The organism is Streptomyces sp. NPDC001902, from assembly GCF_042891295.1.
Taxonomy (GTDB): domain Bacteria; phylum Actinomycetota; class Actinomycetes; order Streptomycetales; family Streptomycetaceae; genus Actinacidiphila.
Map to the genome: position 1 here is coordinate 37,516 of NZ_JBIATA010000024.1, position 24,273 is coordinate 61,788.

Annotated in this window: 24 protein-coding genes and 1 riboswitch; of the genes, 8 read left to right on the forward strand and 16 right to left on the reverse strand. The window is 71.9% G+C overall.

Features of this window, described 5'->3' with window-relative positions:
- Positions 1 to 21: 21 nt before the first annotated feature.
- Positions 22 to 1,152 (forward strand): LOG family protein, encoded by a 1,131-nt coding sequence (locus tag ACFYYN_RS31460; protein ID WP_500548461.1) that lies wholly within the window; start codon positions 22 to 24, stop codon positions 1,150 to 1,152.
- Positions 1,153 to 1,385: 233 nt separating this feature from the next.
- On the opposite strand, the gene ACFYYN_RS31465 is transcribed toward ACFYYN_RS31460, so the two are convergent.
- The 5 genes from ACFYYN_RS31465 to ACFYYN_RS31485 form a co-directional block, all read right to left on the reverse strand.
- A complete protein-coding gene (locus ACFYYN_RS31465) occupies positions 1,386 to 2,411 on the reverse strand; it encodes an ABC transporter ATP-binding protein (protein ID WP_500548462.1) in 1,026 nt (341 codons plus the stop codon).
- On the reverse strand, positions 2,411 to 4,024 hold the full coding sequence (locus ACFYYN_RS31470; RefSeq protein ID WP_500548518.1) for an ABC transporter permease: 1,614 nt from the start codon (positions 4,022 to 4,024) through the stop codon (positions 2,411 to 2,413). Before ACFYYN_RS31470 ends, ACFYYN_RS31465 begins: the two co-directional genes overlap by 1 nt.
- 68 nt (positions 4,025 to 4,092) lie before the next feature.
- A complete protein-coding gene (locus tag ACFYYN_RS31475; RefSeq protein WP_500548463.1) occupies positions 4,093 to 5,184 on the reverse strand; it encodes a thiamine ABC transporter substrate-binding protein in 1,092 nt (363 codons plus the stop codon).
- A riboswitch (TPP riboswitch) is annotated at positions 5,176 to 5,280 on the reverse strand. It overlaps the preceding gene by 9 nt.
- A 67-nt stretch (positions 5,281 to 5,347) precedes the next feature.
- Complete coding sequence (gene rlmN, locus ACFYYN_RS31480; protein ID WP_500325724.1) at positions 5,348 to 6,454, reverse strand: dual-specificity RNA methyltransferase RlmN; 1,107 nt, start codon at positions 6,452 to 6,454, stop codon at positions 5,348 to 5,350.
- Positions 6,455 to 6,806: 352 nt separating this feature from the next.
- Positions 6,807 to 7,793 (reverse strand): hypothetical protein, encoded by a 987-nt coding sequence (locus ACFYYN_RS31485; RefSeq protein WP_500548464.1) that lies wholly within the window; start codon positions 7,791 to 7,793, stop codon positions 6,807 to 6,809.
- Between the two features lie 329 nt (positions 7,794 to 8,122).
- On the opposite strand from ACFYYN_RS31485, the gene ACFYYN_RS31490 reads away from it, so the two are divergent.
- Positions 8,123 to 8,332, forward strand: coding sequence for a DUF5131 family protein (locus tag ACFYYN_RS31490; protein ID WP_500548465.1), 210 nt, complete (start codon positions 8,123 to 8,125; stop codon positions 8,330 to 8,332).
- Here ACFYYN_RS31490 and ACFYYN_RS31495 read toward each other — a convergent pair.
- Positions 8,304 to 8,633 carry a CPCC family cysteine-rich protein gene (locus ACFYYN_RS31495; RefSeq protein ID WP_500548519.1) on the reverse strand — a complete coding sequence of 110 codons (330 nt, stop codon included), beginning with the start codon at positions 8,631 to 8,633 and terminating at the stop codon, positions 8,304 to 8,306. The genes ACFYYN_RS31490 and ACFYYN_RS31495 overlap by 29 nt on opposite strands.
- 267 nt (positions 8,634 to 8,900) lie before the next feature.
- Between ACFYYN_RS31495 and ACFYYN_RS31500 the strand changes: the two genes are divergently transcribed.
- Positions 8,901 to 9,398 carry a hypothetical protein gene (locus ACFYYN_RS31500; protein ID WP_500548466.1) on the forward strand — a complete coding sequence of 166 codons (498 nt, stop codon included), beginning with the start codon at positions 8,901 to 8,903 and terminating at the stop codon, positions 9,396 to 9,398.
- A 423-nt stretch (positions 9,399 to 9,821) separates the two neighbouring features.
- On the forward strand, positions 9,822 to 10,544 hold the full coding sequence (locus tag ACFYYN_RS31505) for an SMI1/KNR4 family protein (protein WP_500548467.1): 723 nt from the start codon (positions 9,822 to 9,824) through the stop codon (positions 10,542 to 10,544).
- A 55-nt stretch (positions 10,545 to 10,599) separates the two neighbouring features.
- Here ACFYYN_RS31505 and ACFYYN_RS31510 read toward each other — a convergent pair whose 3' ends face one another.
- Positions 10,600 to 12,066, reverse strand: a complete 1,467-nt coding sequence (locus ACFYYN_RS31510; protein ID WP_500548468.1) for an APC family permease — start codon at positions 12,064 to 12,066, stop codon at positions 10,600 to 10,602.
- Positions 12,067 to 12,406: 340 nt separating this feature from the next.
- On the opposite strand from ACFYYN_RS31510, the gene ACFYYN_RS31515 reads away from it, so the two are divergent.
- Positions 12,407 to 13,204, forward strand: a complete 798-nt coding sequence (locus ACFYYN_RS31515) for a hypothetical protein (RefSeq protein WP_500548469.1) — start codon at positions 12,407 to 12,409, stop codon at positions 13,202 to 13,204.
- A gap of 252 nt (positions 13,205 to 13,456) precedes the next feature.
- Positions 13,457 to 14,854 (forward strand): vanadium-dependent haloperoxidase, encoded by a 1,398-nt coding sequence (locus tag ACFYYN_RS31520; protein ID WP_500548470.1) that lies wholly within the window; start codon positions 13,457 to 13,459, stop codon positions 14,852 to 14,854.
- Between the two features lie 78 nt (positions 14,855 to 14,932).
- On the opposite strand, the gene ACFYYN_RS31525 is transcribed toward ACFYYN_RS31520, so the two are convergent.
- Positions 14,933 to 15,553 carry a DUF4253 domain-containing protein gene (locus ACFYYN_RS31525; protein ID WP_500548471.1) on the reverse strand — a complete coding sequence of 207 codons (621 nt, stop codon included), beginning with the start codon at positions 15,551 to 15,553 and terminating at the stop codon, positions 14,933 to 14,935.
- Between the two features lie 274 nt (positions 15,554 to 15,827).
- Positions 15,828 to 16,193, reverse strand: coding sequence for a DUF6233 domain-containing protein (locus ACFYYN_RS31530; RefSeq protein WP_500548472.1), 366 nt, complete (start codon positions 16,191 to 16,193; stop codon positions 15,828 to 15,830).
- A 187-nt stretch (positions 16,194 to 16,380) separates the two neighbouring features.
- Between ACFYYN_RS31530 and ACFYYN_RS31535 the strand changes: the two genes are divergently transcribed.
- Positions 16,381 to 17,220 carry a sulfurtransferase gene (locus tag ACFYYN_RS31535; RefSeq protein WP_500548473.1) on the forward strand — a complete coding sequence of 280 codons (840 nt, stop codon included), beginning with the start codon at positions 16,381 to 16,383 and terminating at the stop codon, positions 17,218 to 17,220.
- A gap of 25 nt (positions 17,221 to 17,245) precedes the next feature.
- On the opposite strand, the gene ACFYYN_RS31540 is transcribed toward ACFYYN_RS31535, so the two are convergent.
- From ACFYYN_RS31540 to rpsB, 5 genes are all read right to left on the reverse strand, one after another.
- Positions 17,246 to 18,247 carry a phosphatidate cytidylyltransferase gene (locus ACFYYN_RS31540; protein ID WP_500325704.1) on the reverse strand — a complete coding sequence of 334 codons (1,002 nt, stop codon included), beginning with the start codon at positions 18,245 to 18,247 and terminating at the stop codon, positions 17,246 to 17,248.
- Positions 18,248 to 18,370: 123 nt separating this feature from the next.
- A complete protein-coding gene (frr, locus tag ACFYYN_RS31545) occupies positions 18,371 to 18,928 on the reverse strand; it encodes a ribosome recycling factor (protein ID WP_319140848.1) in 558 nt (185 codons plus the stop codon).
- Positions 18,929 to 19,062: 134 nt separating this feature from the next.
- Complete coding sequence (pyrH, locus tag ACFYYN_RS31550; protein WP_499514239.1) at positions 19,063 to 19,827, reverse strand: UMP kinase; 765 nt, start codon at positions 19,825 to 19,827, stop codon at positions 19,063 to 19,065.
- 160 nt (positions 19,828 to 19,987) lie between these two features.
- Positions 19,988 to 20,824, reverse strand: coding sequence for a translation elongation factor Ts (tsf, locus tag ACFYYN_RS31555; RefSeq protein ID WP_500325702.1), 837 nt, complete (start codon positions 20,822 to 20,824; stop codon positions 19,988 to 19,990).
- Positions 20,825 to 20,939: 115 nt separating this feature from the next.
- Entirely contained in the window at positions 20,940 to 21,857 is a 918-nt protein-coding gene (gene rpsB / locus ACFYYN_RS31560; RefSeq protein WP_500548474.1) for a 30S ribosomal protein S2, read from the reverse strand.
- A gap of 285 nt (positions 21,858 to 22,142) precedes the next feature.
- On the opposite strand from rpsB, the gene ACFYYN_RS31565 reads away from it, so the two are divergent.
- Positions 22,143 to 22,802, forward strand: coding sequence for a murein hydrolase activator EnvC family protein (locus ACFYYN_RS31565; RefSeq protein ID WP_500548475.1), 660 nt, complete (start codon positions 22,143 to 22,145; stop codon positions 22,800 to 22,802).
- Here ACFYYN_RS31565 and ACFYYN_RS31570 read toward each other — a convergent pair.
- The gene (locus ACFYYN_RS31570) at positions 22,771 to 23,328 is read right to left on the reverse strand and encodes a TetR/AcrR family transcriptional regulator (protein WP_500325864.1); all 558 of its coding nucleotides are present in this window, start codon (positions 23,326 to 23,328) and stop codon (positions 22,771 to 22,773) included. The two genes, ACFYYN_RS31565 and ACFYYN_RS31570, sit on opposite strands and share 32 nt — an antisense overlap.
- An 80-nt stretch (positions 23,329 to 23,408) precedes the next feature.
- On the reverse strand, positions 23,409 to 24,245 hold the full coding sequence (gene whiG / locus ACFYYN_RS31575; protein ID WP_499514235.1) for an RNA polymerase sigma factor WhiG: 837 nt from the start codon (positions 24,243 to 24,245) through the stop codon (positions 23,409 to 23,411).
- Between the last annotated feature and the right edge of the window lie 28 nt (positions 24,246 to 24,273).

A 24,273-nucleotide genomic window follows, 5' to 3' on the forward strand; every position in this document is an offset into this window, starting at 1 on the left:
GCCCCCGCCGCGGGCGCTAGGGTGGCGGGCGTGCTGACGCCGAACGATCCGAACGATCACGAGATAGAGACCCTCGAGGAGTTCGACCGCGTCGCCGCGTCGGGCTCGCTGCGCGGACACCGCGTCCAGTCGGTCGACCTGACGACCCGTACGCCCGCCCTGATGTCCGCCGACACGACCGAGGCCGTGTTCCTGGGTTGCCCGATGGAGCCGGAGGCGGCCGCCCACGTCCGCGCCGGCGGCGCCATGGTCTTCCCGCCCGTCCCGGAGCTGCCCTTCGACCCGTACCGGGGCTCCCTCTACGGCCCCGACGCACTGTACGAGGGCCTTGACGACGGCGGCTACGAGGCGACGCCGGACGCCCGCGGCTACCAGTGGTTCCTGCGCACCCGGGGCAGCGGCGACATCTACGCGTCGATGCTCCGCAGCATCCACGACGACGCCGTCTCCGACGCCTTCGACGAACTCGTCTCGGACGTCCGCGTCGTGGGCGTCATGGGCGGTCATGCCATGGAGCGCGGCACCGAGGCGTACGCGGGCGCCGCCCGCCTCGGCCGGGCACTGGCCCGCGAGGGCCTGAGCGTGGCCACGGGCGGCGGGCCCGGCGCGATGGAGGCGGCCAACCTCGGCGCCTACGCCGCGCCCTTCGCCGACGCGATGCTCGTCGAGGCCCTGGAGACGGTGGCCAAGGTCCCCTCCTTCCGCCCGTCCGTCACGGACTGGGCGCGCACCGCCTTCGACGTGCGCGACCGCTGGCCAGGCGGCGGCGCCTCCATCGGCGTGCCGACGTGGTTCTACGGCCACGAGCCGCCGAACGCCTTCGCCGCGCACATCGCCAAGTACTTCGCCAACGCCACCCGCGAGGACGGCCTGCTGGCCCGCTGCACCGCCGGGGTCGTCTTCCTGCCGGGCGCCGCGGGCACCGTCCAGGAGATCTTCGACAACACCACGCCGAACTACTACGAGTCCAACGGCGCCCCCCGCCCCATGGTGCTGGTCGACCGGGACCACTGGACCCGGCGCCTGCCGGCGTGGCCCCTTCTCCAGGCGCTGGCGGAAGGCCGCTCCATGGAGCAGCGCATCGTGCTCGTCGACTCCGTCGAGGACGCCCCGGAGGCCCTGGCACGCCTGACGCGAAGCCAGATCCGGTAGCACCCGCGGGCCCGGAGCCGTCTCGTAGGCGCCCACGCTCTCCAGGCCGTGCCGGTGCGGGACGGCCGGTACGAACACCCCGCCGGCCAGGAGCAGCAGCGCCGAAGCCACCGCCGTCGCCGTCGCCGCCGCCGAGATGTCACGTCGTGCGCGCTCCATGAGTTGCCCCCCGGGGCGGTGCGACCCACCCGGGCCGCGGAAGGTCGCACGGCGGCGGAAGGCTGCCGCAGCCCCTACCCGCCCAGGACCACGACCTCGTCCGCCGTGAAGGAGACGCCGACCGTGTCGCCCTCGGCGGGGGCGTCCCGCAGGGCGCAGCCGGCCTCCAGCGGGGGGCCCTCCTCGGGGCGCAGGAGGAGGGTGACCTGGTCGCCGCGGAAGGTACGCGCGAGCACGTCGCAGCGCAGCCCGTCGGCGGCCGGGACGAGCCGTACCCCGGCGGGCCGGACGAGCAGCCGCCCGGCGCCCTGCGGGGAGCCCGGGGGGACGGGGACCTTGCCCCAGGCGGTGTCGGCGGCGTCGCCGGTGACGGTGGCGGCCACCACGTTGTCGAAGCCGAGGAAGCGGGCGACGAACTCGGAGGCGGGCCGCTGCCACACCTCCAGCGGGGTGCCGGCCTGCTCGACCCGGCCGTCGCGCATGACGACGACGCGGTCGGCCAGCGCGAAGGCCTCGCTCTGGTCGTGCGTGACGGCCAGCACCGTGGTGCCCAGCCGCCGGAAGAGCCCGCGCAACTCGACGACCAGGCGCTCGCGCAGGCTCCGGTCGAGCTGGCCGAGCGGCTCGTCGAGCATGAGCAGCCGCGGCCCGGGTGCCAGGGCCCTGGCCAGGGCGACGCGCTGCTGCTCGCCGCCGGACAGGGACGCGACGGCGCGCCGCTGCGCGCCGGGCAGACCCACGAGCTCCAGCAACTCCTGGACCGTGCGCTCCCGTTCGGTGCGCCCCGCGCCGCGCATGCGCAGACCGAAGTCGACGTTCCCGGCGACGTCACGCTGCGGGAAGAGCTGGTGGTCCTGGAACATCAGGCCCACGCCACGCCGGTGCACGGGAACCCCCTGCTGGTCGCGGCCGGCCAGCAGGACGCACCCGGCGTCCAGCGGCTGCAGCCCGGCGACGACCCGCAGCAGCGTCGACTTCCCGCTGCCGCTGGGCCCGAGCACGCAGACCGTCTCGTGCTCGGCGACCTCCAGGCCGACGGCGTCCAGGGCGGTGTGGCCGCCGAAGCGCACGGTGGCGCCGTCCAGTCGCAGCAGGGTCATCAGAACTCCCCGGACCTGTCGATGCGGATACGTTCCAGCGCCAGCAGCGCCCCCGCGCACACCAGCATCAGCACGGTGCTGAGCGCCATCGCCTGGCCGTAGTTGAGCTCCCCGGCCCGCCCGAGGAAGCGGGCGACCGCGACCGGGAGGGTGGGGTTGTCGGGGCGGGCGATGAAGACGGTGGCCCCGAACTCGCCCAGGGACACGGCGAAGGCGAAGCCCGCGGCCACCAGCAGCGCCCGCCGCACCAGCGGGAGGTCGACCTCGCGCCACACCCGCAGCGGGGAGGCGCCGAGCACCGCCGCCGCCTCGCGCAGCCGGTCGTCCACGGCACGCAGCACCGGCAGCATGGTGCGCACCACGAAGGGCACGCCGACCAGTGCCTGCGCGAGCGGCACGAGGATCCACGAGGAGCGCAGGTCCAGCGGCGGCTCGTCGAGGGTGATGAGGAAACCGAAGCCGATGGTCACCGCCGAGGTGCCGAGCGGCAGCATGAGCAGGGCGTCGAAGCCCCGCACGAGGCGCCCGGCCCGCCGGGTGAGGGCGGCCGCGGCCAGCCCGCCGACGACCAGGGCGATCGCGGTGGCGGCGGCCGCGTACTGCAGCGAGTTCCAGACCGCGGCGACGGGCGCCACCAGGAAGGTCCCGCCGCTGCCGGCCACCGAGCCCAGCGCCCGGTAGTAGCCGAGGCCGTAGCCGTCCGGTCCGTGCAGCGAGCGCTCGGCCAGCACACCCAGCGGCAGCAGGATCAGCAGCCCGGCCACACCGAGCGCGCCCGCGAGCAGCCCCCACTCGCCGGCGCCCCGCGGCCGGCGCGCGGTGCGGGCCGGATCCACCAGCCGCAGCGCGCTCTCCCTGCGCCGTACCGTCCCGGCGTGCACGGCGAGGATCGCCGCGACGGCGGCGAACTGGACGATCGTCAGCACGGCCGCCGTCGGCAGGTCCAGCAACTGCGCGGTCTCGCGGTAGATCTCCACCTCCAGGGTGGAGAAGGTGGGACCGCCGAGGATCTGGATCACGCCGAAGGAGGTGAAGGTGAAGAGGAAGACCATCAGCGCGGCCGCGGCGACAGCGGGGGCCAGGGCGGGCAGCGTCACCCTGCGCCAGGCCGCGAGGCGTCCCGCGCCGAGGACCCGCGCGGCCTCCTCCTGCCGGGGGTCCAGCTGGGCCCACAGCCCGCCCACGGTCCGTACGACCACGGCGTAGTTGAAGAAGACGTGCGCGAGGAGGATCGCCCAGACCGTGGTGTCCAGGCGCACCCCCCACAGTTCGTCGAGCAGCCCGCCGCGCCCCAGCAGCGCGAGGAAGGCCGAGCCGACGACCACCGTCGGCAGCACGAACGGCACGGTCACCACCGCGCGCAGCACCTGCTTGCCGGGGAAGTCGAAGCGGGCGAAGACGTACGCGCCGGGCAGCGCGATCGCCAGGGTGAGCGCGGTGGAGGCGGCCGCCTGCCAGCAGGTGAACCACAGCACGTGCAGGATGTCGGGCTCGCCCAGCACCTGCGCGAACCGGCCGAACCGCCACCGCCCGCCCTCGCGGAGCCCGCGGGCGACGATGGCGGCGACCGGGTAGCCGAAGAACAGCCCGAAGAACGCGACCGGCACGGCCATCAGGCCCAGCCGTACGGCCAGCGGCCGGACGCCCGCCGCCCCGGCGCGCGTCCCCTCGGCGGTCTTCGTTACTTCAGCACGAGCGAGGACCACGACTTGACCCACTGCTCCCGGTTCCCGGCGATCTTCTCCGGGGCGACGGTGGCCGGTTCGCTGATGACCGGCGCGTACTTGGTGAAGACCTCGGGCAGCTTCGCGTCGTCGCGGACGGGATTGACGAACATGTTGAGCGGCATGTCCTCCTGGAAGGCGCGGCTCAGCAGGAAGTCGACGAGCGCCTTGCCGCCCTCGGTGTTCTTCGCACCCTTCAGCAGGCCGGCGAACTCCACCTGCCGGAAGCAGGTGCCGCTCGCGACACCGGTCGGCCCCTGCTCGGGCTGCGTCTTCAGACCGAGCACCTCGGCGGGCGGGCTGGAGGCGTACGAGACGACCAGCGGCTTGTCGCCCTTGCCGCCGCCGGCGCCGGAGAAGGTGTCGTAGTACGCCTGCTCCCAGCCGTCGACGACCTGGACGCCGTTGGCCTTGAGCTTCTTCCAGTAGTCCTCCCAGCCCCCGTCGCCGTACTTCGCGGTGGTGGCGAGGAGGAAGGCCAGACCCGGGGAGGAGGTGGCGGCGTTCTCGGTGACCAGCAGGTCCTTGTACTCGGGCTTGACGAGGTCGTCGAAGCTCTCCGGCACGGGGAGCTTGTGCTCGGTGAAGTACTTCCGGTCGTAGTTGACGCAGACGTCGCCGAAGTCGATCGGGGTGACGCGGTGCTCCGCGGCGTCCAGCTGCAGTGCGGCGGGCACCTTGTCGAGGTCCTTGGCCTGGTACGGCTCGAACAGGTCGTTGTCGAGGGCCCGGGACAGGAGCGTGTTGTCGACGCCGAAGAAGACGTCGCCCTGCGGGTTGCCCTTGGACAACACGGCCTGGTTGACCGCGGCGCCGGCGTCGCCGCCGCGCAGCACCTTGACGGTGTAGCCGGTCTGCTTCGTGAACTCCTTCAGCACGCCCTTCGACGCGGCGAAGGAGTCGTGGCTGACGAGGGTGACGGTCTTGGAGGCGGTGCCGCCCTTGCCCTTGGCGGTGTCCCCGCCGTCGCTGCCGCAGGCGGCGAGCGCGGTCGCGCCGAGCGCGACGACGAGGACGGTGCCGGCCGCACGCCGACGGATGGTGCTCATGTGGTGACTCCCTACGCCGGTATGACCCGGATCAGGTCCGAGGGTCTGCGGCCATGCCGCACTCTCAGCGCTTTCCGCGCTCCCCTGTCGGATGTTCTTTTGTGTGCTGTGCGTGGCGTCGCGGCGCACGGCCGCAAACGACCGTCACCCTAGCAAGCGCAGATCAGCGCTCGGAAGCCGCCAGCTGCCCGCAGGCGCCGTCGATCTCCTGCCCCCGGGTGTCCCGGACGGTCACCGGCACGCCGTGCGCCTCCAGCGCCGCGACGAACGCCCGCTCGTCCTCGGGCCGCGAGGCCGTCCACTTCGAGCCGGGGGTCGGGTTGAGCGGGATCAGGTTGACGTGCACGCGGCGACGCTTGAGCAGCCGGCCCAGCAGGTCCGCCCGCCACGCCTGGTCGTTGATGTCCCGGATCAGCGCGTACTCGATCGAGATCCGGCGCCCTGACACGTCCGCGTAGTGCCACGCGGCGTCCAGCACCTCGCGCACCTTCCAGCGGGTGTTCACCGGCACCAGGGTGTCGCGCAGCTCGTCGTCGGGCGCGTGCAGCGACACCGCAAGGCGGCACTTGAAGCCCTCGTCGGCGAAGCGCAGCATCGCCGGGACCAGGCCCACCGTCGACACGGTGATGCCCCGCTGGGACAGCCCCAGCCCGTCCGGCTCCGGATCGGTCAGCCGGCGGATGGCGCCGACGACACGCTTGTAGTTCGCGAGCGGCTCGCCCATGCCCATGAACACGATGTTCGACAGCCGCGCCGGGCCGCCCGGGATCTCCCCGTCCCGCAGCGAGCGCATGCCCGCCACGATCTGGTGCACGATCTCCCCGGTCGACAGGTTCCGGTCCAGCCCGGCCTGGCCGGTGGCGCAGAACGGGCAGTTCATGCCGCAGCCCGCCTGGGAGCTGATGCACATCGTCACCCGGTCCGGGTAGCGCATCAGCACCGACTCGACCAGGGTGCCGTCGAACAGCCGCCACAGCGTCTTGCGCGTGGTGTCGTTGTCCGTGCTGCTGTGCCGCACCACCGACATCAGGTCCGGCAGCAGCCCCTCCGCCAGCTTCCCCCGCGCCGCCGCCGGGATGTCCGTCCACGCGGCGGGGTCATCGGCGTAGCGCGCGAAGTAGTGCTGCGACAGCTGCTTGGCGCGGAACGGCTTCTCCCCCAGCTCCGCGACCGCCTCCCGGCGCTCCTCGGGCGAAAGATCGGCAAGGTGCCGCGGCGGCTTCTTGACTCCGCGCGGCGCGACGAATGTGAGTTCTCCGGGTGCAGGCATGGTTCATCCAGTGTCGCAGATCGATCCGGCGCCCCCAGGTCGGATGGGTGAGGCCCCCGTCACCCTCCAGCGCCCTCTGCTGTCGCCGGCCGACCTTGCACGGCCCGGAGACGGCCCAGCCTTGCGCGCCCATCGCCGGGGAGCACCTGCATCGGGAGGCGCGAGTGAGCCTTTTCGGGCTACCTGACATCCACACCTCCCCCTAGCAGGTGCAACGGGCGTCTCTTCGCCGCCCAGTTGGCACCAAATCTGCATCGTTGATGACACTCGCCCACCACGGCGGTCCGACGTTGGACCGGCTCCCCTCTGGCGTGTTTGGGCTGTCCGGGGAGACAAGTTCAGTCCGCGCTCCCTACCCCTCCCAGTGCTCGGCGTAGAACGTGGGCTCGCTGACGGCGGCGTCTCCGGCCCTCGCCGTGTCCAGGGCCAGGTTGACCCCGGACGGGGTCATCGCGCCGCTGGGGCTGAAGCACAGGCCCAGGTCGTGGTCCTCGACATGCCGGAGGATGGCCGCTCCGAGAGAGGAGGGCGCCGCACCGACCAGGGGGATGTCGGCGTACAGGACCTGCGGCCCGGTGCGCCCGTACGCGGTCACGGCGCCCAGCCGCGGAACGCCGTCCGGATTCGTCCAGTAGTGCGCGCTCACACCGGCATTCTCGAAGCGGTCCTCGTGCAGATTCCACAGCCCGTCCGTGGCGTAGAGCCAGAAGGGGAAGTGGCCGATCCGACCCGCCGGGACCTCGCCGCCCAGCGCGTCCGCCACCTGGGGCGGGCTCATCCCGAAGCGGAGCGGGCCCACCCGCTCCAGCGGCACCCAGTCCCAATGCGGACGGTCACGTCCGGGGGTCACCGGCCAGGCCCCGAGGTTTCGTCCCCGGCCGGTGACGTCGCGCCAGTGCATCACCGGCGTCGTCGCGTAGGGGTCGTGCGCGAGCTCGGGCCCGACGAGCAGCACTGAGGTGATCACCCTGTCCTTCTGCACCGGATAGCCCTCGGCGGACAGCTCGCCATCGGGTTCGGTGCCCATGGACACCCCCCAGGCCGCGATCTCCGGGTCCCCACTCCAGTTCACCCGCACCGCGGCCCCTTCCCGGCGGGCAAGGTCGTGGATCTCGGCACGCACCTCGGACGGAACTCGACCGATCAGCTCCACCTCACCGACCCGGACCAGGGGGCCCTGGAAAGCGTTGACGGCCACGGCGACCAGGCTCGTCCCTCGCGCGTACATGCAGTTCAGGCCCGTCCCCGGGTACTCAACCCGCAACGCGCCATCGGCCGCGACCCAGGTGGCGCCGTCGCGCGGCCCGCCCAGGGCGGCCTTCACCTCGCCGGAATCCATCCCAAACCGCAGTGGCCCCACCCCGACCAGTGGGTCAAGCACCCACCGCTCCCGACGCTCCGGCGTCCCATTCCACCAGCCCACCCCACCCCCCTTTCACGCATTGCGGGGCGCCCCGCCGATCATGAATGGGAGCCTAAAGGCCACATGTGACACCCCTGTCTGCGGCTGTTCGGCTTGAGTGGCGGACAGGCCGCAGGCTCCGGCTTGTCGGCGTCCTGCTCGGTTTGGCGGCAACCAGCTCGACCAAATGCCGTGTTTCGCGCAAAGTCACGGTGCGTGAGCGGTGATGACAGTCACCGCACCTCCAATTCAAACAACGTTCGAATATGACGGCGTACGTACGGGTTGGCCACTGCAATGGCTTCGTAGGCACGAGGGTGGGGAGGGGAGCGGCGAGCAACCGCAGCCTTATCCAGTGGACTGAGGCGACCTGGAACCCGACGACGGAATGCGACCGGGTGTCAACTGGTTGTGATCAGCGCTGTGCCCTCACCCTGGCCAAGTCCGCTAGGGCGTGTACCCCTGGTCGCGCATGAGCTTCTGGGCGGCAGTCCACCACAGCCCTTCACCGCCGACCGCGACTGACGCGGGTTTCTCCGTCCCGCGGTTTGCGATGTGGTCTGCGTACTCCTGGCGGGCGTCGGTCAGGCTCAACGAGCCGTTCGGTCCGCCCCACACCTCGTCCGCGTTGAGGTCGTCCTGGCCGTCGTCCTCCCATCCGCACTCCTCGCAGATCTCCCAGCGGCACCGCGACTCCAGGGTCAGCAGGTGACAGCAAGGGCAGGCATATGGCCCCTCACCGGGCGGACATGCCTCCAGCAGCTCTTGTGGTGTCATCACGTCGCGAGCGTGGCATGGATCGGGAGCTCGGAGAAGGGATCGCAGTCTCAGGCCCCGAAGAAGCAAAGCGATCCGGAGGTGTTGGTCGTCTTTGTGCGACCTCGGACGGCCGATCCCTAGACCTCCGTCAGCCGGGCCCTCTCGCCAGTACGGCCCTGCACGATTCCGACGCCTCGCCACTGGTCAGGCTTGGGCCACGACCGGCGGAAGCGGTTCCATGGCGGCCGGCGAGGCTTGGGCAGGACCGCTTGGCATCATGCCCGTATGCACTTTGATCTCCTCCCGCCGCTCGGCGTCGGTCCGCTGCAGATCGGCATGCCCCGGGAAGCGGCGAATGCGGCGCTGGACTCGCTCCGCGATCACTCCGCACTCTCCGAGTCCGACCGCCCAGGGCAACACATCTTTCGCCCCAGCGGCCTCATGATCAGCATGGAGTGCATGCAGGGCACCCTGCAGGCCGTCGAGTTGGGGAGACCCCTGGCGCAGACCGACCGAGTGACGTTCCGAGACCTGGACGTCTTCGCGCTCCCTGCACGCGAAGTAATCCAGCACATGCGCGAGTACGCCACCGTTGACCCGGATCCGGACGATCCGGCGTCTTTCCTTGCTCCTGACCTGCTCCTGGGCTTCTGGCGCCCCTTCGCTGCCGACGATGAGCCAGAAGAGGAGCAGGGTTACTACTTCAGCTCCGTGCTCTTGGCGAAACCCGGCTACTACGACACCCCCGCCCAGGCGGCGGAGCGAAGCAGACGGAACCAGTAGCGGACCGTTCGTCCATGCCGGGAGCCAGGGCAGTTTCACCTCTCCCTGATCGACTCGTCCCATCTCTGCTCGGCGCCCGAGGAACGCGGCCAGGCGTGCCGTTCAGTCGCCTGAGTGGCCCCAGAAGTAGATCTCCTGAGGGCCGCCCTCGTCGTCGTGCAGCACTGCGCGCCGTCCGACCCACCGCGACCGCGGGAAGACGTCGAAATCCTTGACGTGTGCACGGCCGTCACAGGTTCCACGGTGCTGTAGTCCGGGGTCTCGTCACGCCCTATGACCCGGAAGATGTCCAGGATCGAGTGCGTGCCGGCCTCCTGGACCAGCTCGTCGGCCAGCCCCTTCCCGTTCCCTTGGACCGCGGAAACCAGCACCCGGCTCCGACATTCAGGCCCAGGTGGGAACGCGGGCGGTAGCGTATGCGTCATGTCCGATGCTCTCGACGTGGCGGTGGCGCTGCGAGGCGGGGTGACCAGCCGCTCCCAGGCCTGGGACTTCGTGCGCCGGTTCGCCGACGAGTGGACGGGACGCCCCTTGCGTCCCGAGGACGGCTGCACCGCCGCCGAACTGGATGCCGCCGAGGCCGACTTGGGCTTCGAGCTTCCCGCCGCCCTGCGGGAGGGCTACGCGCTGCTCGGCCGCCGCGACGACCTGACCGGGCAACAGGATCCACTGGTCCCGCCGATGGGTCTCCATGTGGACGACGCCTTCGATGGCGTCCTCGTCTTCCGCGTCGAGAACCAGGACTGCGCGTCATGGGGCATCCCACTGGACCGGGTCGAGCAGGACGATCCCCCCGTGGTGGTGGAGTCGCACGAGGGGTGGGTCCCGTTCCTGGACCGCATGTCCGTGGCCTGGGTGGAGCTGGTGCTGAGCGAGTGGCTGCTCGGGGCAGGAAACCTTTACGACGCCTGCGAGTTGCCGGACGCTCTCCTGCCGAACCTCGCGGCGCGCTACACACGAGTCGACCTGCCCGACCACCCGATGTGGGCCGCCACGGAGGACTCACCCCTGCGCTGGTACGCGGCCCCGGGCCGCCTGCTGCGCCGCGACGGGGTGCTCGACCGGTGCTGGCTCCACGCGCACGGACGCACGACCGCGGATCTCGAACGGATCCGCGGCGACCTGCCGGCCCGATGGGAAGCCTGACCGCTGGTTCCGTGATCGTGCCGTCAACGGCCCCGGCCGCCGCGTTCGCGGCAGCTCAGTGCTTGAAGACGTCGACCCCGCCGGGCTCGGCCTCCAGTGACCGGCGGTCGAAGACCAGCATGCCGAGGAAGAACAGCCCGCCGAGGACGAGCAGGCCCACCACGATCACCAGGGGCACCAGCGCCTCGCGCGGTGTCACCAGGGCGATGAGCGCGACGACCGTCCAAGCCAGGGCGGCGAGGGCGACGGGCAGCTCGAGGCGTCCCAGGTCGAAGGCGCCCTTGCGGCGGCCCAGGCGCCGGCGTACCGCCAGGTAGAGGACGATCGTCGAGCCGTAGATGAGCGCCGGGAGGATCGTCGACGCCGTGATGAGCTCCAGCAGTGCGGCGCCCGGCAGCGCCACCATCAGGACGACCCCCATGGCGAGGATGAGCACGGTGGCCGGGATCGGGGTGTGCGTACGCGGGTTGACCCGTCGCATGATCCGGTGCGCGGGGAAGCGCCCGTCGCGCGACATCGCGAAGATGATCCGCGAGCACGCCACCATCACCACCATCCCCGCCCCGAAGAAGGCGAAGGTGATCGCGACCAGCAGCGTCCGTTCCGTCACCCGGCCGAGCTGGTCCCGCATGATCGTGGCGACGGGGGAGCCGTCGCGGCTGATCCGCGGAATGTCCTCGATGGCCACGGTGAGCGTGATCAGGAAGAGCATGCCCAGCAGCCCCGCCGCCACGACCGAACCGACGATCGCTCGGGGGACGCTGCGGTAGGGGTCCTTGGCCTCCTCGGCGAGGTTCGCCGCGGAGTCGAATCCGACGAGCGTGGCCAGGCCCATGATCATCGCGATCATGAGCCCGCCGCCGACGGTGAAGTAGTGCGGGGCGCCCTCGGTGATGCCGCGCGAGGTGAGGTTGCCGACCGCGCCGTTCCCCGTGACCGCCGCGGCGACGACGAGCGCGACCGCCATCACCACGACGAGCGCCAGCTCCAGCCCGACCGCCGCGCTGTTGACCAGGCTGACGAGGCGGGTGGAGGCCACCGCGAGCACGGCCTGGACGAGCAGCACCACGAGCGTGATGACGCGGGCCGTGTCCTCGTCCGGCCTCATGCCGGCGAGCGGCATGAACGCCTGGCTCGCGAGGGCGTTGTCGATGGCGACCACGGCGATCGCCAGGTAGCAGAACGTCAGCCAGCCGAATCCCCACCCCACCTTCGGGTTCGCCAGCCGCGAGGCCCACTGGTACGAGGATCCGCTGAGGGCGATGCGCCCCGCGAGCTGAGCCACCACCAGGGCCACCAGGGACTGCCCGACCGCGACGAGAATCCACAGCCAGATGCCGACGGGGCCCGCGTTCTGCAGCACGTCGTCGTAGGTGGAGAAGATGCCGACGGCCACGGAGATGAAGGCGAACGAGATCGCGAAGACCTGGAAGGAGCCGAGGGTACGTTTCAGTTCCTGCCGGTATCCCCCCTCCTCGACCGACCTCTCGCCGGCCGACTCGTCCGTCGGGGCTTCCGCCACCTCAGCCACCTCGTCCTCGCTCGGGATCCTTCCGGGCCATACCCGTTTTCCACATATATGTCATGAATGCTTCCTGGCCTGCACCTTGAGGCTCCCGGGGCGCCCGCACCCCGTGAGCGTTGGCCAGCGCTGCACGGCTCACGCACGGTCAGGGTCTGTCCAGGCGCGGGGCGTCGATCGGGTGAGAGCGGCCCGGCGGCCGGGAACGGGCTGCGCCACTGGGATGACCTTGGCGCCGGACGCCGGTGGGCGCGGGTACGGATCTCGTCGACAGGGGCCCGAGCCGTGCCGGAAGGCCCTCCGGTTCGGTGCCGGCCAGAGATCGACGAGGAGTGTCTCCATGCGTCCTGCAGACAGGACCCCTCCGCCCTCCAGGCGGTCCCTTCGACGGTTCGGACGGCTCGTCGGCACGGTGGTGCCGGCGGCCCTGATCGCCACCGCGATATCCGCGGCCTCCCTGACGACGGCTCAGGCCGCCGACACGAACGACGCGGCCTCGCCCGGGTCGCCGGCGTCGAGCTTCCCGTGGCCCGATCCATATGACGACTACCCGTACCCCGACGGAGACCTCGACCCCGGTCCCGGTCCCGGTCCCGGACTCGGCATCGGTCCCGGGCTCGGCCTCGGCCCTCTGCTCGGCTCCGGTTCTCTCCTCGACACCGACCCCCTCCTCGGCCCCGGTCGCGGGCCCCTCCTCGACACCACCGGCAACGGCCCGGTCCTCGACCCGGCCGGTCCCCTCCTCGGCCCCGGGCGCGGGCCCTTCCTGGCCCCCTACCCCGGCCCAGGCAGGCTTTCGGGGTGTGACATCGACTCCACCGGCGTGGCCAACACGACCAACCGCGACTTCTCCGTCGCCGTGATCCGCGGCCGGACGTTCGTCGGCCAGCGCGACACCGTCCCGGTGGGCGGCACCTACACCTGGCAGGACCTCAGTGCGCTCCCCGGGTACCCCGGCACCGGGGTGTGCGGCGCGAGCGTGAGCACCTCCTCGGTATCGGAACTGTCGGTCAAGGTCATCACCTTCCGCGGCGACGTGGCGGAGAGCCGCTGCACCATCACCGGTGCCCTGCCGGTCTGCAGTGCCTGGAGCCCGCTGCCGGGCACCTTCCAGCCGCCCCCGGTCGCCATCCCCTGACCGGCCCGGGTCGACGGCCCGTCGCAGTGTGCGCCCGCCGAACGACGGGCACCGGTGTGGCCGGTCGTACGAGGGGCCGTCAGCCCCGGGTGGGTCCCGCCTGTGAGGCGGCGGACGGGAACCGGCCGCGCACCTGACGGGCCAGGCGGCCGTCACGCCCGGCCATGGGTAGGAACCACGTCGATGTGGCCCGAACCGGAACGGAATTCCCTCCGGTCCGGCTCGGGCCCGATGTCGACGAGGAGTCTCCCCATGAGTCCTGCAGACAGGACCGCGCCGCCCTCCGGGCGGCTCTCGCGGTGGTACGGACGGCTCACCGGCATGGTCGTGTCCGCGGCCCTCGCCGCCACCGCGGTGTCGGCCGGCGCCCTCGCCCCGGCCCAGGCCGCTGGCAAGGGCCGGGCGCCCGCGGCCGATCCGGCCGCGATACGTGAGTGGAACGCCATCGCCACGGACGTCATCGGCACCAGCCTGGGCCCGACCCGGCCCTCGGGGCAGGCCGTCGTCTGGCACGGGTTCGTCTCGGTCGCCGTCTACAACGCCGTGGTCGGCATCGAGGGCCGCTACGCACCCTACAAGTGGCACGCCCGCGGGCCCGCCGGCGCGTCGCCGGAGGCGGCGGCCGTGACCGCCGCACACCACGTCCTGCTCTCCGACTTCCCCGCGTCCCGCACGCTGCTCGACACCGCGTACGCCGATTCGCTCGCCCGGATCCCCGACGGCAACGCCAAGCGGCAGGGTGTGGCCTTCGGGGCGCGCGCCGCCGACCGTGTCATCCAACTACGGCAAGGCGACGGCCGGTTCGCGGCGGTGGACTTCACCACCCCGACGGCTCCGGGCGTCTGGCGGCCCACGCCGCCCGGGAACCTCCCGTTCATCGACACCTGGCTCGCCCGGCTGCGGCCGCTGCTGCTCGCCTCACCGTCCCAGTTCCGGCCCGGCCCGCCGCCCGCCCTGACCTCGGCCCGCTACGCCCGGGACGTGAACGAGGTGAGGACCATGGGCGCACGGACGGGCTCGCCCCGCACCGCGCTGCAGACCGAGACCGCCCTGTTCTTCGGGGGCAACCTGGCCGTGCAGCTCCAGGCCGCGTTCCGCGACCACAGCGCCCGCCACGGCCTGGACATCGCCGACACGGCCCGGCTGTTCGCCGCGGCGAACTCCGCCGCGACCGACGCCGTCATCACCGCGTGGGACGCCAAGCTCCACTACGGATCCTGGCGGCCGATCACGGCCGTCCAACTGGCGGGCACCGACGGCAACCCGGCGACCGAGCCGGATCCGCTGTGGCAGCCGCTGCTCGTCACGCCACCTCACCCCGACCACATCAGCGGGCACGCCGCGGTCGCCGGCGCCGTGGCCCAGACCCTGACGGGGCTCCTCGGCACGACCCGCATCGACCTCACCTTCACGTCCGACGCCACGGGCACCACACGGCACTACGACGACGCCGTGCCGCTCAACCAGGACATGATCGACGCCCGTGTGTGGGCCGGCATCCACACCCGGACGGCGGACACCGCAGGCTGCCTCGCGGGAGCCCGCGTCGGCCTCTGGGCCCTCACGCACTACTTCCAGGCCCTCCGCCCGGCGGAACCCCACGTCTCCCGGCCGATCCCGCGCACGTGCCCGGAGACCGAGGCGAGCTGACCCGCTCCCACCGTCGCGTGCCCTCCCGCCCGGCACCCGGGGAGGGCACGCGGTCGCGAGCGCGCCGGGCCGGCCCGGTCAGTCCCACCAGAAGCCCCACATCTGCTTGCCCAGGAGCTCGTGGGCCGCGAAGGTACGCAGGGTGTCGTGATCACCCGCCTGGGTGATGGTGTCCGGCGAGAAGGCGAAGTGCTCCGCCGCCACGGCGAGCGCCTCGGCCATGGTGGTCGGCGGTGCGGCCACCGAGACGACCAGGCGTTCACGGTCGAGCGCCAGCAGGCGTATGCCGAAGCGGTCCTCCCACGACCGCAGCACCGTGCACAGCTCCTCGACGTCGGACGACCACAGGTCCGGCAGCCCGCGCTCGTCGGCGAGGGAGGGTACGTCCGCGCTGCGGGACACCCGCTGCACGACGCCCCACGCGTCGCCCTCGCTTACCTCCTCGTCGTCCGCCAGCTCGGCGAGGACCTTGGCGGCCAGTTCGTCGGGATCGGTCCGAGGGCCGGCCGGGGGCGCCGCCGACCCCGGCCACCGGGGCCCGAAGGGCGCGATCGGTTCCTCGAACGGCTCGGGTTCGCCGAAGGCCTCGACGACCATCGCCCGGCCCGGATGATCCTGCCCCGCCTCGGCGAGTGCTTCCTGGGCGTACTCCTCCCACCGCTCACCGAGGATCTGTTCCACCGTCCGGTGACCGCTCATCACTCCCCCGCTCTCCCCCTGGACACGCGCACGCGCCGACGGCCTCCCTTCCGGAGCGACGGCACGTACTCAGTGTGCGCGCAGGGTGTGACAATGCCGTTGCCGGAACTGTGGATTCCGCCACAGCCCGGGTGATCTTGCGTGGGTGGACCCGGCGGATGGCCGTCCTGCTCCGAGCCGTTCGGGGTGCCGGACCGGCTCGGGCGGTTGCCGCGCAGCGACTTGACCGTCCGTCACATCGGCCCACTCAGGACGCGGGACGCGGTCCTGGATCTCACGGGGTGCGCTCCGATTCCGGGTGGCAGATCTCGCACGGCGCGACGTCCGGCATGCCGAGGGCGACCTCGAACTCCTGGCGGTTCAGCCGCCCACCCCCGGGCACGCGGCAGTCGTCGCGATGGAGGACGCCCCGGCCCGCACCGCCGCGCGGATCGGGCACGCTCTGCAGCCGCCAGGCGGAGGTGCGACCGTGCTTCCCGCCCCGAGTCCGCGGAACGGCGTCATCTCCGGCCTCCGCCCCGGCCACGACCAGGGAACCGGATTCCGCCTCCTGGATCTTGGCGTCGACTGCGGCGATCTGCATCTGCAGATAGAGGCGTATCACCCGCAGGCGCTGCGGATCCGGAGGAAGCTCGTACACACGTTCGAGTGTAAGCGGCGGACCGACCGCCGACCAGCGTCACGGGCCACCGCACCGTGCGACCGACATCACGACGAGCGGCGACAGCGCAGGTCAGGGAGGGGTGTCGGCCATGGGCCGCGCAGTGGCAGACCGCCGCACGCAGGACCGGCTTCCCGGCCCCGCCGGGCTGCGCCAGGATGGGGCGATGAACACGATCATCAGCGCCGCGGAGCTCGCCACCGCCCTGCGCGACGGTACCGCCCCCGTGCTCCTGGACGTCCGCTACGAGCGCGGAGGCCCGTCCGGGCACGCGGCGTACGAGGCGGGTCACATCGCGGGCGCGGTGTACGTCGACCTGGAGGCGGAACTCGTCGGACCGGCGGGCCCGGCCGGCCGGCATCCACTGCCGGACGCCGGGGTGTTCGCGGCGGCGATGCGGCGGGCCGGGGTGCGCAGGGGCAGCCGGGTCGTCGTCCACGACGGCGGCCAGGGCTGGGCCGCGGCACGGGCCTGGTGGACGCTGCGCTGGGCGGGCCACGACGACGTACGCGTGCTGGACGGCGGACTGCCCGCCTGGACGGCCGGCGGCGGCGGACTGACCACACGGGCCACCGCACCGGACCCCGGCGACTTCGAGGCCGTACCGGGCGCGCTGCCGGTGCTGAGCGCCGACGACGCTGCGGCGCTGGCCCGTACGGGGGTGCTGCTGGACGCGCGGGCGGCCGAGCGCTACCGGGGCGAGGTCGAGCCGCTGGATCCGGTGGGCGGTCACATCCCGGGGGCCGTGTCGGCTCCGACGTCCGGGAACGTCACCGCCGACGGCACCTTCCGTCCCGCCCGCGAACTGGCCGGCCGTTTCGCCGCCCTGGGGGTCACGGCGGACGGCGGCAGGGTCGGCGTGTACTGCGGTTCGGGGGTCTCGGCCGCGCAGCAGGTGCTGGCCCTGGCCGTCGCGGGGATCGACGCCGCGCTGTACGTCGGCTCGTGGAGCGAGTGGAGCGCGGACCCCGCCCGGCCCGTGGCGACGGGGCCGCAGCCGGGCTGAGCTGCTGACGGCCGACTGCCGGGGATCAGCCCGAGCCGACGAAGACGACCAGCAGCAGCCACACCACGGGGGCGGTCGGCAGCAGCGAGTCGAGGCGGTCCATGATGCCGCCGTGGCCGGGCAGCAGCTTGCCCATGTCCTTGATGCCGAGGTCCCGCTTGATCATGGACTCGCCGAGGTCGCCGAGGGTCGCGCTGGCGGCCACCGCGAGGCCCAGCAGCAGACCCTGCCACCACCGGCCGTCGTCGATCAGGAACTGCATGGACAGGGCCCCCGCCGCCATCGCGAAGGCGATCGCGCCGACCAGGCCCTCACGGGTCTTGCCGGGGCTGATGCGGGGAGCGAGCTTGTGCGTGCCGAAGCGCCAACCGACGGCGTAGGCACCGGTGTCGCTGATCACCGTGAGCAGCAGGAAGACGAAGACCCGCCACGGGCCGTCGCCCGCCGCGAGCATCATCACCACGAACGTGGCCAGGAACGGCACGTAGAAGGCGGCGAACACGCCCGCCGTGACGTCGCGGAGGTAGTTCTCCGGAGGCTCTGTCATGCGCCACACCAGTACGGCGAGCGCGGTGAGCGCCATCGCCACCCACGCGCCCTCGGCACCGCGCACGTAGCCCGCGACGACCATGGCGGCGCCGCCGACGGCGAGGGGCACCAGGGGAGCCCGGATCTCCTTGCGCTCGGCCAGGCGCGAGGTGAGCTCCCACAGGCCCACCACGACCGCTGCGGCGACGACGCCCACGAAGACGGCCTTGACAATGAAGAGCGAGGCGATGATGACGACCCCGAGGCCGACACCCACGCCTATCGCGGCGCGCAGGTTGCGCCCCGCGCTCTTCTTCGCCCGGCCGCCGTTCCCACCCGCTGCCGAGGGCTGCGGCACGGAACGGTCGGGCCGGGCGGAGTGCCGCTCCGGTTCGGGGGCGTCGTCGCGGAACAAGGGGCCGCCCATCCGGGTGGCCCCTTCGTCCTCGCCTCCCCAGGAACCGGCATGTGGCGAGGGCCCCCAAGAAGAGTCGTTCACGGAGTTTCGCCTCGCGTTTTCGTCCGGTCCGGGTCGGTCGGATGGGTGGGTGGGTGGTCGGGTGGATGGGTCGCTCAGCCGCGGGCCTGCGGCGCCGAGGGTCCGGTCCGGCGGTGTGCCGGATCAGACCTCCAGCAGCTCGGCTTCCTTGTGCTTGAGCAGCTCGTCGACCTGCGCCACGTACTTGTGGGTCGTGTCGTCGAGCTCCTTCTCCGCGCGGCGCACCTCGTCCTCGCCCGTCTCGCCGTCCTTGACGAGCTTGTCGAGGGTCTCCTTGGCCTTGCGGCGCACGCTGCGGATCGAGATCCGCGCGTCCTCCGCCTTGCCGCGGGCGACCTTGATGTACTCCTTGCGCCGCTCCTCGGTGAGCTGCGGGAAGACCACCCGGATGATACGGCCGTCGTTGGTCGGGTTGACGCCCAGGTCCGAATCCCGGATCGCCTGCTCGATGTTGCGCAGCGCCGAGTTGTCGAACGGGGTGATCACGGCCATCCGCGCCTCGGGCACCGCGAAGGAGGCGAGCTGGTTGATCGGGGTCGGGGCACCGTAGTAGTCCGCCACGATCTTGTTGAACATCGCCGGGTGGGCGCGGCCGGTGCGGATCGCGGCGAAGTCCTCCTTGGCGACGACGACGGCCTTCTCCATCTTCTCCTCGGCTTCGAGGAGGGTCTCTTCAATCACCATGTGCTCCTGGTATTCAGAAGGCAGAGCCTCGGCCCTTGCGCGCGTCTTTCCTGCACGGTGTCCGACCGGCAGCGTCTTGTCCATCCCCGTTCCGGGCGGATCGCAGGCCGGATTGCGGCCGGCGCCGTCCGTCAGCGGGCGCCCGTGTCGTTGACGAGCGTGCCGATCTTCTCACCCTTCACGGCCCGCGCGATGTTGCCCTCCGCGAGCAGCTCGAAGACGAGGATCGGGAGCTTGTTGTCCTGGCACAGCGTGATCGCCGTCAGGTCCGCGACGCGCAGGTCGCGGGCGATGACGTCGGCGTACTCCAGGGCGTCGAACATCACCGCGTCGGGGTTCGAGCGGGGGTCGGCGTCGTAGACCCCGTCGACCCCGTTCTTGCCCATCAGCAGCGCCTCGGCGTGGATCTCCAGGGCGCGCTGCGCGGCGGTGGTGTCAGTGGAGAAGTACGGCATGCCCATACCGGCGCCGAAGATCACCACGCGGCCCTTCTCCAGGTGGCGCACGGCGCGCAGCGGGATGTAGGGCTCGGCGACCTGGCCCATGGTGATCGCCGTCTGCACCCGCGACTGGATGCCCTCCTTCTCCAGGAAGTCCTGGAGGGCGAGGCAGTTCATGACCGTGCCGAGCATGCCCATGTAGTCGGAGCGGGCCCGGTCCATGCCGCGCTGCTGGAGTTCGGCACCGCGGAAGAAGTTGCCTCCTCCGATGACGACGGCGATCTCGTAGCCGTCGCGGACGACGGCGGCGATCTCGCGGGCCATCGTGTGCACGACGTCGGGGTCGACTCCGAGTCCCCCTCCGCCGGCGAAGGCCTCGCCGGAGAGCTTGAGCAGGTACCGGCCCTTGTGGGTGCTGCCGGTGGCGGTGGGTGCCTTGTCGGCGTCCTGTTCCATGGAGATCTCCTCGTGCACGTACGAAGAAGGCCATTGCCGAGGGTCCGTGATGGTTCCCTGTGGGCAATGGCCTCCTCGTCACAACTGCGGCCTGCCGGTGAGCGGCCGGCTGCGTACGACCCTAGCGGGGCCGTCGGTCAATCGCTTGCGCGGTGGTCGCTCAGACGCCGACGCGGAAGCGGGCGAAGCGCTTGAGCGAGACGCCGGCCTCGTCCAGGACCTTCTGGACGGTCTTCTTGTTGTCCTTGGCGAAGGCCTGCTCGAGAACGACGTTCTCCTTGAAGAAGCCGTTGACGCGACCCTCGACGATCTTCGTCAGGGCGGCCTCGGGCTTGCCCTCCTCGCGGGCGGTGGCCTCGGCGACGCGACGCTCGTTCTCGACGGTCTCGGCGGGCACCTCCTCGCGGGACAGGAAGGTGGGGGCGAAGGCGGCGATGTGCTGCGCGACGTCCTTGGCGACCTGGGCGTCGGCCTTGTCCAGCTCGACCAGGACACCGACCTGCGGGGGCAGGTCCGGGCTGGTGCGGTGCAGGTAGGAGGCGACGTAGCCGTCGGTGAACTGGGCGAAGCGGTCCAGGACGATCTTCTCGCCGAGGGTGGCGTTGGCCTCGTCGACGAAGGCCTGGACGGTCTGGCCGTCCTTGATCTCGGAGGCGAGCAGCGCCTCCAGGTCGGCCGGCTTGCTGGCGGCGACGTGGGCGGCGAGGGCGTCGGCGGCGGCGATGAACTTGTCGCCCTTGGCGACGAAGTCGGTCTCGCACTTGAGCTCGACGAGGACACCCTCGCTGTTGTCACCGGCGATCAGGGACACGACGGCGCCGTTGGAGGCGGAGCGGCCCTCGCGCTTGGTGACGCCCTTCTGGCCCTTGACGCGGAGGATCTCGACGGCCTTGTCCAGGTCGCCCTCGGCCTCCTCGAGCGCCTTCTTGCAGTCCATCATGCCCGCGGCGGTCAGCTCGCGGAGCTTCTTGACGTCGGCGGCGGTGAAGTTCGCCATGGTCTGTCAGTCTCTTCTCGGAAGTCGGTGGATCCGGTGAGCGGTGGTTCTACGGACGAACGGCGGGGGCCGGAGCCCCCGCCGTCCTCACACGCATCGGAAGGCGGGCTGAGGCTCAGGCCTGCTCGGCGTCGGCGGCGGGCGCCTCGGCGGTCTCGGCAGCCGGCGCAGCCTCGGCGGCGGGCGCCTCAGCGGCCTCGGCGGCAGGCGCCTCAGCGGTCTCGGCAGCCGGCGCAGCCTCGGCGGCGGTCTCCTCGGCCTTCGCCTTGTCGCCCTCGAGCAGCTCGCGCTCCCAGGCGGCCAGCGGCTCGCCCTCGGCCTTGTCACCGGCGGTGGCGGCACCGGAGCGGGCGATGAGGCCCTCGGCGACGGCGTCGGCGATCACACGGGTCAGCAGGGTGACGGAGCGGATCGCGTCGTCGTTGCCCGGGATCTTGTAGTCGACCTCGTCGGGGTCGCAGTTGGTGTCGAGGATCGCGACGACCGGGATGCGGAGCTTGCGCGCCTCACCGACGGCGATGTGCTCCTTCTTGGTGTCCACGATCCAGACGGCGCTCGGCACCTTCTGCATCTCGCGGATGCCGCCCAGGGTCTTCTCCAGCTTCTCCTTCTCACGGGAGAGGACCAGGAGCTCCTTCTTGGTGAGGCCGGAGGCGGCCACGTCCTCGAAGTCGATCTCCTCGAGCTCCTTCAGGCGCTGCAGGCGCTTGTAGACGGTCGAGAAGTTGGTGAGCATGCCGCCCAGCCAGCGCTGGTTCACGTAGGGCATGCCGACGCGGGTCGCCTGCTCGGCGATGGCCTCCTGGGCCTGCTTCTTCGTACCGACGAAGAGGATGGTGCCGCCGTGTGCGACGGTCTCCTTGACGAACTCGTAGGCGCGGTCGATGTACGACAGCGACTGGAGCAGGTCGATGATGTAGATGCCGTTGCGCTCGGTGAAGATGAAGCGCTTCATCTTCGGGTTCCAGCGGCGGGTCTGGTGCCCGAAGTGGACGCCGCTCTCCAGCAGCTCCCGCATCGTGACGACGGCCATGGCCGTACTCCTAGGGGTACTCGGTTTTCGCGGTCGCCGGACGGCGGCCGCGCCTGACGCCCCGAACGCGCCGTGCCACGAGGGACCGAGGAGCGCGTCCACCGCTCGCTGTAGGGCGGTGGCGGGGCGTGCGAAGTCGACCCGGTGACCCGGATCGCCATGGAAAGTGTACGGGACCGCCGGAGCGGCGGGCGACATCGTGCCTGGGGGCGGGGGCCGTACGAGGTTGTCCACAGGCCGCTTCCATGATCGTCCGGCGACGGCGGAACACGTCACCGTTGGACCATGAGGACATACGCGGTGGTGGTGTTGGCGGCACTGACGTGGCTCGGGGGGCTCGTGCACCCGGTGGGGGCCGCTGCCCGGACGCCGGTCGTCCCGGCCGGCGGGGGCGCGGACCGGGCCTGGCCGGTGGATCCGTCCGGCGGGGGCCGGCGACCGGTCGTGGAGCGGGGGTTCGATCCGCCGGCGGTGCCGTGGGCGGCGGGGCACCGCGGGGTGGACCTGCGCGCGGGGCCCGGCGCACCGGTGCGCGCGGCGGCGCCCGGCAGGGTGTCGTACGCCGGTCAGGTGGCGGGGCGCGGGGTCGTGGCGATCGAGCTCGCCGGCGGGCTGCGCATCACGTACCAGCCGGTGCGGTCCTCGGTCGCGGTGGGCGACGAGGTCGGAGCGGGGCAGGAGGTGGGGGTGCTCTCGGAAGGCCCGTGGCACTGCCCCGGCGGCTGCCTGCACTGGGGGCTGCTGCGCGGGGAGGTCTACCTCGACCCGCTGTCGCTGCTGCCGGACGGGGTGCTGCGCGGCGGGCCGTCGCGACTCCTGCCGGTCTTCGGGGTGCCCTTGCCGGAAGGGGTGGCCGGAACGGCGGCCGGAACGGCGGCCGGTGCGATCGAGGCGCTCGGGAAGGTCCCGCCGGTCAGCCCAGGACGCCGCGCAGGGCCATGGTGACGGCCGCGTCGGCGATGGCGTCCGGCTCCTCGGCGGCGCCGAGCTCGATCCGGCGGACCGCGGAGTCGACGATGCCCTGGAGCAGCATCGCGGTGAGCCTCGGCTCATGGTGGCCGAGCCCGGCGAGCGCCTCGACGACCATGGCGACCAGACCTCCGTGGGCGGCGCGGATCTTCTCACGGGCGCCCGAGTCGAGTTCACCCGCGGAGATCGCGACCACGGCCCGGTGCCGGCGGTCACCGACGAGCGTGAGCTGGCTGCGGACGTACGCTTCGATCTTGGCTTCGGCGGTGGGGGCGGCCTCCATGGCCGCCTCGACCTCGGCCGCCCAGACGGGGAAGTCGACGGCGCACAGCTCCTCGACGACTGCGGCCCGGGAGCGGAAGTACTCGTAGACGGAGGACCGGGCGAGCCCGGTGCGCTCCGCGAGGGCGGGGAAGGTCAGGGCCTCCGTCCCGCCTTCGGAGAGCAGACTGCGCGCGGCGTCCAGCAGGGCGTCGCGCTGCATCGACCGGTGCTCGGCCACCGAGGCCGCTCGAATCTTGGGCACCTCACCACTGTACGGAAGCGGCGCTGCCATCGGGCGCACCCGTGGGCAAAGCGGCGTCAACGGCCGACGTCGGCCAGTTTCGCGCGCAATTGCAGAACGGATTTGGTGTGGATCTGGCTGACCCTGCTCTCGGTGACCCCGAGCACCTGGCCGATCTCCGCGAGGGTGAGCCCCTCGTAGTAGTAGAGGGTGACCACGGTCTTCTCGCGCTCGGGCAGCGTGTTGACGGCGCGGGCCAGCAGGCGGCGCAGCTCGCGGTCCTCGGCGACCTCGACGGGGTTGTCGGCGCCGGTGTCCTCCAGGGTGTCGACCAGGGTGAGCCGGTCGCCGCCGTCGGTGCCCGCGTGGAGCAGCTCCTCCAGGGCGACGACGTTGGCCAGGGAGAGCTGGCTGAAGACGCCGTGCAGCTCCTCCAGGGCGATGCCCATCTCGGCGGCGACCTCGGACTCGCTCGGGGTGCGCCGCAGGGAGGCCTCGAGGGTGGCGTAGGCGCGCTCCACCGCGCGGGCCTTCTGGCGCACCGAGCGCGGGATCCAGTCCAGGGCGCGCAGCTCGTCGATCATGGCCCCGCGGATCCTGGTGATCGCGTAGGTCTCGAACTTGATCGCGCGCTCGGGGTCGAACTTCTCGATGGCGTCGATGAGCCCGAAGACCCCGGAGGAGACGAAGTCCGCCTGTTCCACGTTGGCGGGCAGGCCGACGCTCACGCGTCCTGCGACGTACTTCACAAGGGGTGAGTAGTGCAGGATCAGCTGCTCGCGCAGGCGTGCGTCCCCCGTGGACTTGTAGGTCCGCCACAGCGCGTCGAGCGAGGTGGGGGCGGGCGGCCGGGGGTTTCCGGTGACGGCGGTCGCCGCCGTGCTGCCTTCGTGCCCGGGAGTGTGCCGGTGCATGCGTCGATCTGAGCCGTTCTGCGTGACC

What these genes read in the sequence shown, in the direction of transcription:
- ACFYYN_RS31505 (WP_500548467.1), top strand. Translation starts at nt 9,822, where the DNA reads ATGTCCGATGCTCTCGACGTGGCGGTGGCGCTGCGAGGCGGGGTGACC.
- rlmN (WP_500325724.1), bottom strand. Translation starts at nt 6,454, where the DNA reads ATGCCTGCACCCGGAGAACTCACATTCGTCGCGCCGCGCGGAGTCAAG.
- ACFYYN_RS31520 (WP_500548470.1), top strand. Translation starts at nt 13,457, where the DNA reads ATGAGTCCTGCAGACAGGACCGCGCCGCCCTCCGGGCGGCTCTCGCGG.
- whiG (WP_499514235.1), bottom strand. Translation starts at nt 24,245, where the DNA reads ATGCACCGGCACACTCCCGGGCACGAAGGCAGCACGGCGGCGACCGCC.
- pyrH (WP_499514239.1), bottom strand. Translation starts at nt 19,827, where the DNA reads ATGGAACAGGACGCCGACAAGGCACCCACCGCCACCGGCAGCACCCAC.
- ACFYYN_RS31495 (WP_500548519.1), bottom strand. Translation starts at nt 8,633, where the DNA reads ATGACACCACAAGAGCTGCTGGAGGCATGTCCGCCCGGTGAGGGGCCA.
- tsf (WP_500325702.1), bottom strand. Translation starts at nt 20,824, where the DNA reads ATGGCGAACTTCACCGCCGCCGACGTCAAGAAGCTCCGCGAGCTGACC.
- ACFYYN_RS31470 (WP_500548518.1), bottom strand. Translation starts at nt 4,024, where the DNA reads ATGGCCGTGCCGGTCGCGTTCTTCGGGCTGTTCTTCGGCTACCCGGTC.
- rpsB (WP_500548474.1), bottom strand. Translation starts at nt 21,857, where the DNA reads ATGGCCGTCGTCACGATGCGGGAGCTGCTGGAGAGCGGCGTCCACTTC.
- ACFYYN_RS31465 (WP_500548462.1), bottom strand. Translation starts at nt 2,411, where the DNA reads ATGACCCTGCTGCGACTGGACGGCGCCACCGTGCGCTTCGGCGGCCAC.
- ACFYYN_RS31485 (WP_500548464.1), bottom strand. Translation starts at nt 7,793, where the DNA reads ATGGATTCCGGCGAGGTGAAGGCCGCCCTGGGCGGGCCGCGCGACGGC.
- ACFYYN_RS31490 (WP_500548465.1), top strand. Translation starts at nt 8,123, where the DNA reads ATGACGGCGTACGTACGGGTTGGCCACTGCAATGGCTTCGTAGGCACG.
- ACFYYN_RS31475 (WP_500548463.1), bottom strand. Translation starts at nt 5,184, where the DNA reads ATGAGCACCATCCGTCGGCGTGCGGCCGGCACCGTCCTCGTCGTCGCG.
- ACFYYN_RS31500 (WP_500548466.1), top strand. Translation starts at nt 8,901, where the DNA reads ATGCACTTTGATCTCCTCCCGCCGCTCGGCGTCGGTCCGCTGCAGATC.
- ACFYYN_RS31535 (WP_500548473.1), top strand. Translation starts at nt 16,381, where the DNA reads ATGAACACGATCATCAGCGCCGCGGAGCTCGCCACCGCCCTGCGCGAC.
- ACFYYN_RS31565 (WP_500548475.1), top strand. Translation starts at nt 22,143, where the DNA reads ATGAGGACATACGCGGTGGTGGTGTTGGCGGCACTGACGTGGCTCGGG.
- ACFYYN_RS31515 (WP_500548469.1), top strand. Translation starts at nt 12,407, where the DNA reads ATGCGTCCTGCAGACAGGACCCCTCCGCCCTCCAGGCGGTCCCTTCGA.
- ACFYYN_RS31525 (WP_500548471.1), bottom strand. Translation starts at nt 15,553, where the DNA reads ATGAGCGGTCACCGGACGGTGGAACAGATCCTCGGTGAGCGGTGGGAG.